Origin of the sequence: Roseimicrobium sp. ORNL1, assembly GCF_011044495.1 — a bacterium.
Lineage (GTDB): Bacteria > Verrucomicrobiota > Verrucomicrobiia > Verrucomicrobiales > Verrucomicrobiaceae > Roseimicrobium.
The window spans coordinates 5,757,618-5,770,492 of record NZ_CP049143.1 but is presented as its reverse complement, the minus strand read 5'-3'; the positions used below and the strand labels follow the sequence as shown (position 1 = coordinate 5,770,492).

The following is a 12,875-nucleotide window of genomic DNA, read 5'->3' as shown; positions in this document are numbered from 1 at the left end:
CTTGCGATGGTGACGTTTCCGTCGCAAAAGTCAACGAGTCTTCATCGAAGACTCCGTCACACACGTAAGCACACGCACGCACGCTCTCTCCCAAGCCAAGCCAGCCATGTCTGCCCCCGCGTCCGCCACTCCTGCCTCCCAGGTGCCAGCTCCTCTACCGCCGCCGACCTCAGACCATGCGCTGGGGAAGCTGCCGCTGAAGGCGTATGATCGCACCCACCGCATCAAGCCCGCCACCAGCGGTTGGGCGAAGAAGCTCGAAGATCTGCAGGACTGGATTGAGGACGTCGTGGCGCGTTTCTCTCCGCTGGGTGATCCCCCGGTGTACAGCAACGAGCACTTCGAGTGGATTCCCGAAGTCGAGGCAGACTGGAAGAAGGTCCGCGCCGAGCTGGATAACGTGATGCAGTACCGCGACTCGATGCCCAGCTTTCAGGACATCATGAAAGAGGTCGGTGCCATCCAGACGGATGACCAGTGGAAGACTTTCTTCCTCAAGGCCGTGGGCATGGACTGCGAGCAAAATGCGGCTCGCTGCCCGGAGACCATGAAGGTGCTGGAGAAGCTCCCCGGAGTGACCACTGCCTTTTTCTCCATCCTCTCGCCGCGCAAGCACATCCCTTCCCATCGCGGTGCCTGGGCGGGCATCCTGCGCATGCATCTGGGCCTTCTGGTGCCGGAGCCTCGTGAGCAGTGCCGCATCCGCATCGCCAATCAGACCTGCACCTGGAACGAGGGCAAGGTACTCATCTTCGACGACACCTGGAACCATGAAGTGTGGAATGACACCCCCGGCTACCGCGTCGTGTTGTTCGTCGACTTCGAGCGCCCGCTGAAGTGGCCGCTGAGCTGGCTCAACTACCTGGTGCTTAATCTGGGCCCGCTGGCTCCCTTCCTGCGTGAAGTGAAGGGCAAGCAGAAGGCGTGGGAGAAGAAGATGTGGGGCGACAAGAAGAAAAAGTAAGCGCGGGACGAAACAGGAGCGTTCGTAGTGCCGCTGCATGCCGTTGCGGGGAACGGCTCCAACCTGCCATGCAATCGTGACGGGATTTCCAAGGGCATTCATTTTGCGTGACACCATGGAGGGTCTCTGCTTCTAGTTCCGCCATGCAGACACCACCTTCACTCCCCCTGAGGAAGCCGAAGACCTTCATGGTGGTTGGCGTGGGACTCATCGTATGGGGCATCATGCTCCTGCTGGGATTTCTGCTGAATTTGGCTTACATGGCCGTTCCGGCGATGAAGGCCCAGAACCCGGTGTTCAAGATCATGGAGCAAAATCCTGAGTATGCCTCCGTGTTCCACGTTTCGTTGATCCTAAGTGTCGTGGTCGCACTGTTGGCTGGTGTGGCTGGCCTCGGATTGATAAGGAGCTCGAACTGGGGGCGCATCCTCGGCATGATTTGGGCGGCGATTTCCCTGCTCAGCCTTCCGCTTGGTCCATGGATGACCCATAAGTATGTCACCCCCGCCATGGCCCAGATGCAGAGCGAGATATCCGGACAAAAACTCTCCGAGAGCTTTACGACAGGCATGGAGATCGGCGCCATGGTGGCCAGCGTCGTGATGGCTCTGTTTTGGGCAGCCGTCTACATCACGATCCTTGTCTTGCTCGCGCGACCCAAGATGAAGGCTTGGTGCCGCTTACAGGAGACACAGCGCGCGGTCTGAGCTTGCCCGGCCCCCGCTCATTTCTTGAGAGGGGGCGTTGGGAGGTCAATGCGGCTACTTCAGGGCCTGCCGCACCGCTTTCACTACTTCGCCTGCCAGCGCTTCGGATCCCTTGTCGGTGAAGTGCACATTCGCGGGCTGCTTCTGAATCTCCGCGAGCTGTGGCTTGGCGAAGGTGTAGAGGTCATCCACCGCAATGCCGTTTTCCTTCATTACCTTCAGCGCGGCGGCGTTGTATTTCACGGCATCCGCATCGGTACGATAGACCGCCATTTTGCCCTCGGGCACCGGGGTGGTGGTGCCGAAGACGAGCTTCGCGCCCGTGGCCTTCAGCTTGGCCACGATGTCGCGGAGGTTCTTCTCATACACCTCCACGGTGGCCTGCGGTGGATCCGTGGCGGAATCGGAGGCCTTGCCATCGGGTTTCACATGCTTGAGGTCGTGCAGGCCCCAGTTGAAGTGGATCACATCCCACTTGCCACCATCGATCTGCAGCCAGCGAGCCACGTTCTCCACGCCATAGGTCGTGCCGCTGCAGTTCTCCGGCTTGTCTCCGCGCATTGGACGCAGCACCACCATTTCATCCGCGAGCATCTTCTGCACAAACGGTGTGTAACCAATGGAGATGGAATCCCCCAGGATGAGCACACGCTTCTTTGCCGGAGCATCTGCAGCTGATGACGACTGGACGCCGAGTGCGATGCTGCCAGCGATGGTCAGGATGGAGAGAAGGAAGGTGCGCGGTCTCATGGCGCAGGTGAACGATGCCTGCACCGCATACCTTTCTTCCGATTGAGTGGTCGATCCCGTCCAGCCCCTCAGATCCGGCGAGCGGAACTGGATGCTGCCAGGGAGATGGGAGACTGTCATTGTAAGGATTTCGGGAGGTGTGACAGGAACGTCGTAAACTATACTTTGGTATTCCCTTTGTGTTCCATGCCTGGAAGAGCCTAGAGTAACGCCCCATGAAGAAACTATTTTCTCTTCTTACTCTTGCTATCGCCGCTCTCGGCATGTCCTCATGCCTCGAATACAAAGGCGTCCTCACACTCAACAAGGATGGTTCCGCCGTCCTTGAAGAGACCTCTCTCGTAAATACTTCCCTCCTGGCCGGCCTGGGTGGTGGTGATGCCTCCGGAGGTCTCCAGGGAGCCGTAATGGACAAGGCCAAGGCTGAAGCTCGCGCGAAGTCGCTCGGTGAAGGCGTCACGCTGAAGTCCCATGAGGAAGTGTCCTCACCGGATGGAAAGAAGGGCGCCAAGGTCGTCTACACCGTGGCGGATGTCACCAAGCTGCAGTATGCCGCCGAGGGTGCTCAAGGCCAGGCGAAGCCCATGACCTTCACCCGTGCTGGTAACACGATCACCGTCACCAATCCCGACAACAAGAAGAACAAGCCCGAGCAGCCTGAATTGCCCGATGAGGCAAAGAAGGCCCAGCTTGCCATGTTCAAGCCCATGCTTGCCGGACTGCACTTCACCATGGAGATCAAGGCGCCCGGCGGCATTGCCAGCACTGACGCTACTCACGTGGCGGGTGACACCATCACCCTCATGGAACTCGACCTGGACAAAGTTGCCAAGAATGACGACAACCTGCTCAAGGTGCTCGGCTCATTGGAGGAGGGCAACGCTGAAGCCGCTGCCAAGTTCAAGAACGTGGACGGTGTGAAGATCGAGGGCAAGGACTCCGTCAAGATCGAGCTGAAGTAGTCCGCTTCTCGTTCATCGAACCCAATCTTTGAAAATCACTACCGAAGGCCGGGGCATCAAAGCTCCGGCCTTCTTCGTTTTCCATCTCCGGTTCGACACGCATCCTCTCGCGCGGGCGCTATTTTGCTCCTGTCATCTCCTTCATCAGGTTGAAGAATCCCTTCTTCCTCTCGCTGGAAATACCCCAGTTCACCGGCACGCTCTGGTAGCCTTCGTTGAGCTTCGATTCTTCACCCTTGAACCTGAAATCAAAGAATCCCCAGCTCGCGTGTTCACTCACAGCGGCGGTGAAGTTGTTCATGGGCTGGTCAAACTCGAAGTGGTCGTCCTCATTGAAGAGGATGGGCATGGGCCGCCATCCCTCTACCTTCCTCGCCTTGCGCACCATTTCTGCGATGCGCTCCGGCTCCTTCACGCCATTGCCATGCATCAGGAGGAAGTCGGACACCCTCACCACATTCGCCTTTGGCACCGTGCCACCACCATAAGAGGTGCCCACCAGCAGCCGGCGACCATCCTTCGTGTGTGACTTCACGCGGTCGATCAATTCATGGATACGATCCGCCTTCAGAATGGCGTGATCGTACTTCGCGACGTTGCACTCATTGTTCACCTCAATGAGCACATTGTGGAAGCCCTTCGCCAGCACCCATTGCGTCGCCAGATCCACACCGCGTTTCACCGCTTCTTCATCCTTCAGTCGCTCATCCTGGCCGAAGTAGTAGTAGCCCAGGATGACCACCATCCCCAGTTCATCCGACTTGTGCAAGATGCGCTCCGTGCGCGCCATGAACTCGGGTCGCAGACTGCCATCGCTTTCGAAGGCGGAGTTGTGCCACGGTTGTTTGTTGGAATAGCCCTGCGGTGAACCGCCCTGCAGATTCAGGGTAAAGGATAGCATGCCATGTGTGCGCCACTCGGGCATGGCGGCGATGAACTCATTCACATTTCGCTCTGCATCCCACTTGCCCGTGTCTGGGTACGCCCACATACCGACCGTGTCGGGATTGAGGTCGTCGAACGTTCCCTGCACCATGCGAGCATTCATGAGCAGGCCTTCAATTCGATGTCCCTTCCACATGCGGCCTTCGTAGGTGGGCTTGCCATTGATATGGAAATCCTCACCTGAAATCGTGACCGTGGTCTGACCCGGTGCGAATGCGCGAAGCATCCCAAGCACGCCGGCCGTCAGTATCCATGCGCGGAGGCAGCGGCTCAGCGGCGAAGTGGAGGAGCATGGCATAGCACACAAACGGCGAGTGCCTTGCGGTTGTATCGAGAAGCGCTCATCGGTTTACTGTTTCCACAATGCGGCGCTTCTGATTGGATGCTTGTCGAATAGCAATCGATCGCGTGCATGACCTGGTGGAAACGACTCCTGAACTCCGTGCGGCGCATCGCTGCCGCCTTGCTGACGCTCGGAGCCGTGGCGTGGGTGGCCTATCAGCTCTGGCATCCTGGCATGGTAATCACGGATGGCAGGCATGACCGGCAAACCAATGGCATCTGGCTCGCGCATGGATGGCTGGGAGCAGACTCCTGGTTCATCGAGCATGGCAAGCAAGCGGAGATGCCGCGCTACCGTGATCCTGACAACGTAAAGGCCCTCGCTGAAAAGCTGCGCAGGCACGGCGTCACGGATGTCTTTCCTCATCTCTGTCCCACCAGCTACAAGGGTGAGCTTGCTCCCGTGAGCCCCATGCATGTGGAGGCTTTTCTGGATGCTTTCGACGGTTTTCGGGTGATTCCCTGGGTCGGTGGCGTGAAGGGCGTCAGCGTCCGGATGACAGACCCTGCCTGGCGGAAGACATTCGCCGCAAGCATTGCCAAATTCATGGCGGATCACCCGCGTCTCGCTGGAGTGCAGGTGAATGTGGAGCCTTTGCCTTCCGGCACCCCGGAGTTCCTCCTCTTGCTGGAGGAGGTCCGCGCCGCCATGCCCGTGGGTAAGGTCCTCTCCGTCGCCGCTTATCCCCCGCCCACCCGCTGGCATCCCTTCCCAGAAATTCACTGGGAGGAAAGTTACTTCCGCGAAGTGAGCCGCCGCTGCGACCAGATGGTGGTGATGATGTACGATGCCGGCCAGGATCTTGGGAAGCCCTACCAGCACCTCATGCGTGACTGGACGCGTGAGGTCCTGCAGTGGAGCGAAGGCTCCCGGGTGTTACTTGGCGTGCCGGCCTACGATGACACAGGCGTGGGCTATCACCATCCCAGAGTGGAGAACATCGAGAACGCCCTCCAAGGCATCCACCGTGGCCTCGGTGACACCGGCCTGCTGCCCGTGTATCAGGGCATCGCCATCTACTCAGAGTGGGAAATGACGGATGATGAATGGGAGCAACTCCGCCGTGGCTTTCTGAAGCAATGATTTGGTCCACGCTGCCTGTAGGCGTTCGGGTCATTCTCTCTCCATTGACCTGTGTCTGTGGTCTTGATAATGATGTGCGGCCCTGCTGAAGCCGTCGTCACCAGTTCAGCATGTCCGAATCTTCTGAGAGCGCCACCCTATGCCAGGCCAACTCCCTCCTCCTACCGAAGACGTGCTCTTCCCACCATGCGATTCGTTTGACTTCTTCAGGACTTGCGAGGCGCACCCTTTTGATGCCAGTGCGACGTCATACAGCAAAGTCAACGCCTCTTGGTTGGCAGACGCCTCTCTGTTGGCATACTCTGAAGAGTCGGTCGTGCGTGAAGTGTATCGCAAGGCAGGCTTTGCTGACGTTATGGCTTTAAATAACCATGGTACCCAGGCGTACATTGCCTCTAGTAGAAATGTGGCCATAGTGAGTTTCAGGGGGACTCGGGTGGCCAAACGGTTCTCCTCAGAAGAGTTCAAAAATGTAGTCGCAGACTGGATTACCGATCTCAGATTCGCACTTGCGGAATCTTCTCACGGAGGCTTTGTCCATCTCGGTTTCAAGGATGCTCTGGGCGTGATTTGGGAGCCTCTCCGCGAGTCAATTATGTCTCTGCTGAGGGATGAGCCTAATCGTCCGATTTGGATGACTGGTCATAGCTTGGGTGCAGCACTCGCAACTCTTGCGGCTGCTCGTTTGGGACACGTGAAAGGAGTTTATACTTTCGGATCACCACGAGTTGGCGACGCCAGCTTTCACGCAGACTATCACGTGCCGACCTTTCGGATTGTGCATCAAGATGACATTATTACGAGGGTGCCCATTTACAGCAGCTTTGTTCCACCTCGGGTTGAAGTCGGGCTCTACAAGCATGTCGGAGAGTTTGTGTTGATTGACAGCTATGGGGGCATTCAGACCAATCCCGATCTGTGGACTGAGGCTGGGAATCTTATCGAGGCTCAGCTTGGAGCTTTTGTGACTGCCAGCGGCATCTTTCGCCATGGCTTGTTGTGGGCCTTGAGCCCCAGCGCTTTTTACAATCACTCGCCACTTTACTACGCCCTGCAGATGCGGCTGTAGAATGAAGCCTCCTGCTCACTCCGCCACACTTTCCTCCAGCCGCTTCCGGTACACCACGCGCGCGTGTTCATAGGCAGCGCGCGCGTCCTCCTTTTCGTCCTCATCATACGTCGGCTCTTTGGAGGTCCAGCACTGGTCCACACACTTCAGGCACCACTCCACGCTGCGCCGGCTGGAGCGGATGGGCTTCTCATCCACCACCACGAAGATGGGATTTGTATGCGCGCTTGGCAGGATGCGCAAAGCCACCCAACTGCTGTGCGGGATGTCCACGTCGAAGCTGACATCATTCACGTTGCCATCCGCTTTGAGAGTTCTCTTCGCGACTGGTTTGCCATTCACGATCACCTCCACCGGCACCTCGCGTGTGCCTGGAATGCGCGCACGCTCCACATGCCAGTACGGCTTGCGGTAGAAGGCGTCATAGTGCCTGCCCCAGTTTTTTAGATTTTCAGATCCGGGCGGTGCTTTCTGTCCGTAGAATTCCGGCAGGGGATTCTCTGCAAGAAGCGAGGCGACCTGCGCCTTCAGCGTGACCTTGCCGGGCTTCGCGAGATGCACCTCGCTGTTCTTCTCGCCCACGGGTACTCCATTCGCACTGAATTCCATCAGGTGGCTGAAGCCATCGCTCACATAGCAGCGCCCTTTCTCAATCGCATCGCACCATGCATCGTATGTGAGGCGGCCATCCACCTTCGCATAGCTGCGGCCCAGGCCCACGCGCTCGCCATAGATGCAGGGGAAGTCCGTCTCGCCGCTGATGCGTGTGCGGAATCCTGCATTCAGCGTGTGGTACCAGATGTTCAACTCCCACAGCGGCGCCGTATCCACAGTCGACATGAAATCGACCGCCGGCACCGGCTTGCCATCCGGCCCCTCCACCTCATGCGTCACATCCACGATGTACTCATTCGCCCCGATGCCGTCGAAGGGCGGTATCTCGTAGTTCGGCAGTTCCGTGGAACTCACCTGAAGCCCCGTGGCGGAATGCGCTGGACCACAGACCGCGCCCTGCTTCTGTGCCCAGCGCAGTGTATTGAGTCCTAGAGTCGGCCAGTGATTGCTGGAGTCGCCCCCGGGATACATCTGGTCCTTCAGCCGCAGCAGGCAGAGATGGCCGCTCTTGTGCGAGCCAAAGCCGCTGACCTCAATGTCATAGCGTAGGAGAAATGGATGCCGCGAGGTCTTGTCCTCCTGGCCCGTGAAGAATTGCTTCTGGTAGTCAAAGCACGGTCCCCACGTGAGGTTCGCGCCGACCTTCAGATCTTCACCCTGACAATGCCGCGCCATGTCCGGCGCATGCACGCCCTCGGTGGGACTCGTGTAGTGCGCACACCCGGCAGCATGAATGTGGTGGTCGCCGCTCCACCACCCGAGCTTCGCGGGATCGATCCAGCGTTTCACCTGGAAGGCGAGTTCCTTCGTGTTCGCATCCACCGTCACCTCACGCTTCTCCGGCAGCGACTCCGGTCCACGCTGAAATAGGATCTGATACACCCCATGGGGCAGCTTCAACTTCTCTCCATCCTCGCGATAGATCTGCTGCTGGAAACCAAAGTCCGGCGCGAGCCTCTTGAACTGCGAAGGATGCACGCGCCCCGCCGCATCGCGGATGGTGAAGGAGGCCATGCACGGCTCGCCATGTTCATCCTTCACGCGCAGCGTGACTTCCGGCGCAGGCTTGCAGTCGAAGAGCACACTCGCCTCCGCGCGAAACCCCAGGTCCTGCGTGCCCTGGCCCGTATCAAAGCTGAACCTCGCCTCTCGCTTGCCCGCATCCCGGCTGTAGAGGCCGATGATGCGGTACTCCACATTCAGCCCGCTGAGCGCCGGTCGCATCGGTGGCGCATCCCACATCTGCGCATCCAGCCACCGCGCGGAGAGGGGAGGGGAGGGCGGTGGAGGGTCCGCCTTTCCAGGTTGCGGATAGTATCGGAAAAACACCTGCCCCGCCTCCGGGCTGTTCACCTTCAGCGGCGCGGTGGTGCCCGCTTCATTCACCACCTTCACCAGGTATTGATGCCAGCCCGCTTCATCCAGCTTCGGCAGGGATTGCGTGGCCGCCACCTTCACCCGCTGCTCCGGGTTGATGGTTACCAGGAAAAGCGTGCGCGCGTCCAGAATGCGCTGGGCCTTCTCCACCGCCGCGGCATCATTTTGCTGAATACACTGCTGCAGCGCCGCCGTCTCCTCCGCCGTAAACGCCGAGCCCAGAAACGCCGTCGCCTCCATAACCTGCCGCGTCGCCGCCAGAAACGGCTGCGGCTCCACAGTCACCACCGGCACCTCCGCCGAGACAAGGGAGGCGCATGTCAGCACCTGGACGACCGCGAAGCAGGAGAAGCAGAAGCGCGTGCTCATGCGCACTCTACGCCCCTCTCACCCTAAAATTTTCAACCCTCCTCCGTGTCTCTGCGTCTCCGTGCCTCTGTGTTGAATTCCCTGATTCACCACCTCACTTCCATTTCCCCGAGAACCTTATCAGGGCACAAGGCTGCTTGTCATGGCTTCGCCTTGCGCTAAGGGATACGGATGCGCCCCCTCCGCCTCGTGCTGCCCTTGGCCGTTCTGGCTGTTCTGGTTGTCATCGTCAGTTGTCAATCATCCTCCGGCCCCAGCCCGCGAGGCAGGAACTGGCAGGCCCAGTTGGGCGCCGTGCCCGTCGATCGCAAGGTCACCCCCGTCGCCCTGCTCAGTGAAGTCACTCTCCGGCAGGACATGATCCGTCCCGGCACCGTGGGCCGTCGCTACAAGCGCCCCATGAACGTGCGCTACATCACCATCCACAGCACGCAGAACTACACCGGCAACGCCTACAACCACGCCCTCGCCCTGAAGCGCGGCGCCCTGCGTGCGCACAAACGTCCCGGCGGCAATCGCATCGGCTTCCTCACCTGGCATTTCACCGTGCAGGACGACGTCGCCATCCAGCACCTGCCCACCAATGAACAGGGCGAGCACGCCGACTTCGATGGCCCGGGGAACAACTACAGCATCGGCATCGAGATGTGCGAGCATCGCGGCAACAACCTCGCGGAAACCATCGACCGCACCGCCAAGCTCACCGCCTACCTCATGTACGAGCACGGCCTCAGCATCGACCGCGTCGTGCCCCACTACCACTGGCCCCGCCGCGGCGTGAATCCTCCGAACAAGGACTGCCCCCACTTCCTCCTCGACAACGGCAAACCCGGCCCCACCTGGAAATGGTTCAAGTCCCGCGTGCAAGCCCACTACGACCGCATCGTCGCCGGCCCAGCGCCGCGAATCTAGCCGGTGCGACAGTGAGCTAATGTAGAAGGCTTCTCCAGAAGCCTTGGATCAGGGGTGTGGTGCGTGGAGGAAACCACTAATGAACACTAATTGGCACTAATGTTCGGAGGCGGGAGGGCGGGTAGCTCGCGACCAGGTAAGCTTGAACCTGCATCGATGAAGCGATCTCACTGCTCGTGACATGCCACCCCGCAGTCCATCGACAGCACCCTTCCACCCTCAAAAATTAGTGTCAGTTAGTGTCCATTAGTGGTTCCAAAAAACCACCTTTCCCCCTGACACACACCGCCCTTTCGCCCGCTTCCCATTAGCGAACGTTAGCGCCCATTAGCGGTCTTCGCCACTTCACCACCGTCGCACTGCTTACCGTCCCACCGGCTCTACTGCTTCGCCGTCCCCCAGCGATGATGCAAAAACCTCTCCCACGGAGAGAACATCACCCGGTCCGCCAGCAAGCCAATCACCACGATCACCAGCATCACGCCGATGACCTGATCCATGGCGTGCAACTCACGACCGAAGTGCAAGAGATGCCCCAGGCCGTAACCCGTGAGCACCGTCACATAGATTTCCGCCGCCATCAGTGAGCGCCAGGCAAAGGCCCAGCCCTGCTTCATGCCGCTCACCACAAAGGGAAGGGACGAAGGCAGAATCACCGCACGCAGCGTGTGGAATCCGCTCGAGCCCATGGTCCGCGCAGCGCGCACGTAAATCGGCGGCATGTTCCGCACGCCATTGTCCACGGCAATCAGCACCGACCACAGCGTACCCATCACCACCACGAAAAGCATCGCGCCCTCACTCTGGCCAAACCACAGCAGCGCCAGCGGCACCCAGCACACACTCGGCAGCGTCTGCAGACCCAGCGCCAGCACACCCACGGTATCGCTCATCACCTTGCTGCGCGCCGTCATCAGGCCCAGCGGCAATCCAATCACACAGCCGATGCCATAGCCGATGAGCAGGCGCTTCATCGTCACCCAGGAGGACTCCGCCAGACTGCCGTCCAGGAGCGAGCCCCACAGGTACTTGCCCACGGTCAGCGGGCTCGGCAGCAGCACAGGGGACCACACGCCCGCCATGTAAAAGGCCTGCCAGATGCCCACGAGAAGGCCGAAGAAAAGAATAACAATCGCCGCGCGCTTCATGCCTTCGTCCCCACTGCCTGGCTGCTTGTGTGATGCGCCTTGAGCGCTCTCGTGATTTCCGTGGCCTTTTCCGCCAGTTGGATGCTGCTGATGTCTCGCGGACGATCCAGCGTCACCTTGAACTGCTCACGCACGCGACCCGGGTGCGGGCTGAAGAGCACCACACGGTCGCCCAGGCACGCGGCCTCGCGCACGTTGTGCGTCACGAAGACAATCGTCTTGCGGCGCGCGGCCCAGATTTTCTGAAGGTCCTCGTACAGCTGCTCGCGCGTCATCGCATCCAGCGCGGCGAAGGGTTCATCCATCAGCAGCACGCGCGGATTCGGCGCCAGCGCGCGCGCCAGGGCCACACGCTGCTTCATGCCGCCGGAGAGCTCGTGGATGTTCGCATGCGTGAAGCGCTCCAGCCCCACCAGCTTCAGGTAGTAGCGGGCCACATCCTTGCGCTCCGCATCCGTGAGACCCGGCTTCAGCTTCAGGGAGAACATCAGGTTCCCCATCACATCCAGCCAGGGAAAAAGGGCATGCTCCTGGAACATCACCATGCGCTCGCGGCCCGTACCCGTCACCAGCTTGCCATCTGCCAGCACACGACCCGAGTCCGGCTTGTCCAGCCCTGCGATGAGGTTCAGCAGGGTGCTCTTGCCACAGCCGGACGGCCCCACCAGGCACACGAACTCACCTTCACCGATTTCCAGGCTCACATTGTCCAGCGCCAGCACCACGCCGCTGCGCGACTTGAATGACTTCGACACACCCTCCACCACCAGCTTGGAGGGGACGATGTTTTCGAGTTCTGAGTCGATCGACATGATCGGGGTTTCCGGTGGTGGTGAGGAAATCAATTCAAAGCAAGGTCTTGAAGCTGAAACTGAAAGGCCCGTCCCCGAGGCATCCCCTCATCACCCGGGAGCATTCAAGCTCAGGCAAAGAAAGCAGCCGCAGGTCGACAACCGCGAACCAAGGCTATGAACCATGCAAGTCACCGGATCAAGAAGTTGCTGGTGGCAGTTCGAGGGTTTTGGGGCCGCAGCGGGGCCGAGGGGTGGTGGAGGACGGAAATGCCGGTGGGACAGTGAGCGGTAAGCAGTGCGACGGTGGAAGCCGCATCCCGGAGGTTAGGCGTCCCCGCCTGACAGTGGACGTTGGGCCTCTGGCCTGACGTGGGGGGAGGGCAGGTGAGCGACAGGTTGGGACCGCTAATGGGCGCTAATGTTCGCTAATTTGAGGAGGCTCCGAGGCTGTGTCGTGCGGGAGGGGGTAGTCGCGATTCGGAAACCACTAATGAACACTAATTGGCACTAATTTTTGAGCCTGAATGGCTTGCTCATGGGCAACTCGTACCTGCATCGCAAAGCGCTCTGCCCCTTGTGATGCCCCACCTCACGGGCCTCCAACCTCTCCCTCCAACCCTCAACATTAGTGTCCGTTAGTGTTCATTAGTGGTTCCTAAAAACCACCACCCCCCTGACCCACACCACCCCAGCACCCTCTCCCAATTAGCGAACATTAGCGCCCATTAGCGGTCCCAACCCCGCACCCACGTCAGGCCAGAGGCCCAACGTCCACTGTCAGGCGGGACGCCTAACCTCCTACCTCCTTCGTGTCTCTGCGTCTCCGTGCCTCTGTGT

Annotated in this window: 11 protein-coding genes; 6 read left to right on the top strand and 5 right to left on the bottom strand. The window is 59.7% G+C overall.

Going from position 1 to position 12,875, the window contains the following annotated elements; all coding sequences use genetic code 11:
- The first annotated feature begins 106 nt into the window (after positions 1-106).
- Complete coding sequence (locus G5S37_RS23240; protein ID WP_165207141.1) at positions 107-964, top strand: aspartyl/asparaginyl beta-hydroxylase domain-containing protein; 858 nt, start codon at positions 107-109, stop codon at positions 962-964.
- A 200-nt stretch (positions 965-1,164) separates the two neighbouring features.
- On the top strand, positions 1,165-1,671 hold the full coding sequence (locus G5S37_RS23235; protein WP_206026117.1) for a hypothetical protein: 507 nt from the start codon (positions 1,165-1,167) through the stop codon (positions 1,669-1,671).
- Positions 1,672-1,725: 54 nt separating this feature from the next.
- Here G5S37_RS23235 and G5S37_RS23230 read toward each other — a convergent pair whose 3' ends face one another.
- Positions 1,726-2,421 carry an SGNH/GDSL hydrolase family protein gene (locus tag G5S37_RS23230; RefSeq protein WP_165207137.1) on the bottom strand — a complete coding sequence of 232 codons (696 nt, stop codon included), beginning with the start codon at positions 2,419-2,421 and terminating at the stop codon, positions 1,726-1,728.
- A 215-nt stretch (positions 2,422-2,636) separates the two neighbouring features.
- On the opposite strand from G5S37_RS23230, the gene G5S37_RS23225 reads away from it, so the two are divergent.
- On the top strand, positions 2,637-3,383 hold the full coding sequence (locus G5S37_RS23225) for a hypothetical protein (RefSeq protein ID WP_165207135.1): 747 nt from the start codon (positions 2,637-2,639) through the stop codon (positions 3,381-3,383).
- A gap of 118 nt (positions 3,384-3,501) precedes the next feature.
- On the opposite strand, the gene G5S37_RS23220 is transcribed toward G5S37_RS23225, so the two are convergent.
- A complete protein-coding gene (locus G5S37_RS23220; protein WP_165207133.1) occupies positions 3,502-4,554 on the bottom strand; it encodes a hypothetical protein in 1,053 nt (350 codons plus the stop codon).
- Positions 4,555-4,740: 186 nt separating this feature from the next.
- On the opposite strand from G5S37_RS23220, the gene G5S37_RS23215 reads away from it, so the two are divergent.
- Positions 4,741-5,754 carry a glycosyl hydrolase family 18 protein gene (locus G5S37_RS23215; protein WP_165207131.1) on the top strand — a complete coding sequence of 338 codons (1,014 nt, stop codon included), beginning with the start codon at positions 4,741-4,743 and terminating at the stop codon, positions 5,752-5,754.
- A gap of 139 nt (positions 5,755-5,893) precedes the next feature.
- Positions 5,894-6,823, top strand: a complete 930-nt coding sequence (locus tag G5S37_RS23210) for a lipase family protein (protein WP_206026116.1) — start codon at positions 5,894-5,896, stop codon at positions 6,821-6,823.
- Between the two features lie 15 nt (positions 6,824-6,838).
- Here the strand turns inward: G5S37_RS23210 and G5S37_RS23205 are convergent, their stop codons facing one another.
- Positions 6,839-9,184, bottom strand: a complete 2,346-nt coding sequence (locus G5S37_RS23205) for a CehA/McbA family metallohydrolase (protein WP_165207127.1) — start codon at positions 9,182-9,184, stop codon at positions 6,839-6,841.
- A gap of 171 nt (positions 9,185-9,355) precedes the next feature.
- On the opposite strand from G5S37_RS23205, the gene G5S37_RS23200 reads away from it, so the two are divergent.
- Positions 9,356-10,096, top strand: coding sequence for an N-acetylmuramoyl-L-alanine amidase (locus G5S37_RS23200; protein ID WP_165207125.1), 741 nt, complete (start codon positions 9,356-9,358; stop codon positions 10,094-10,096).
- Positions 10,097-10,476: 380 nt separating this feature from the next.
- On the opposite strand, the gene G5S37_RS23195 is transcribed toward G5S37_RS23200, so the two are convergent.
- Complete coding sequence (locus tag G5S37_RS23195) at positions 10,477-11,244, bottom strand: ABC transporter permease (protein WP_165207123.1); 768 nt, start codon at positions 11,242-11,244, stop codon at positions 10,477-10,479.
- On the bottom strand, positions 11,241-12,056 hold the full coding sequence (locus G5S37_RS23190; protein WP_165207121.1) for an ABC transporter ATP-binding protein: 816 nt from the start codon (positions 12,054-12,056) through the stop codon (positions 11,241-11,243). The genes G5S37_RS23195 and G5S37_RS23190 overlap by 4 nt, the downstream gene beginning before the upstream one ends.
- Positions 12,057-12,875 lie beyond the last annotated feature (819 nt).

Bases quoted from the DNA above. Each gene is read 5' to 3' on its own strand.
- G5S37_RS23240 (WP_165207141.1), top strand. From the start codon at position 107: ATGTCTGCCCCCGCGTCCGCCACTCCTGCCTCCCAGGTGCCAGCTCCT.
- G5S37_RS23230 (WP_165207137.1), bottom strand. From the start codon at position 2,421: ATGAGACCGCGCACCTTCCTTCTCTCCATCCTGACCATCGCTGGCAGC.
- G5S37_RS23225 (WP_165207135.1), top strand. From the start codon at position 2,637: ATGAAGAAACTATTTTCTCTTCTTACTCTTGCTATCGCCGCTCTCGGC.
- G5S37_RS23220 (WP_165207133.1), bottom strand. From the start codon at position 4,554: ATGCTTCGCGCATTCGCACCGGGTCAGACCACGGTCACGATTTCAGGT.
- G5S37_RS23215 (WP_165207131.1), top strand. From the start codon at position 4,741: ATGACCTGGTGGAAACGACTCCTGAACTCCGTGCGGCGCATCGCTGCC.
- G5S37_RS23210 (WP_206026116.1), top strand. From the start codon at position 5,894: ATGCCAGGCCAACTCCCTCCTCCTACCGAAGACGTGCTCTTCCCACCA.
- G5S37_RS23205 (WP_165207127.1), bottom strand. From the start codon at position 9,184: ATGAGCACGCGCTTCTGCTTCTCCTGCTTCGCGGTCGTCCAGGTGCTG.
- G5S37_RS23200 (WP_165207125.1), top strand. From the start codon at position 9,356: ATGCGCCCCCTCCGCCTCGTGCTGCCCTTGGCCGTTCTGGCTGTTCTG.
- G5S37_RS23195 (WP_165207123.1), bottom strand. From the start codon at position 11,244: ATGAAGCGCGCGGCGATTGTTATTCTTTTCTTCGGCCTTCTCGTGGGC.
- G5S37_RS23190 (WP_165207121.1), bottom strand. From the start codon at position 12,056: ATGTCGATCGACTCAGAACTCGAAAACATCGTCCCCTCCAAGCTGGTG.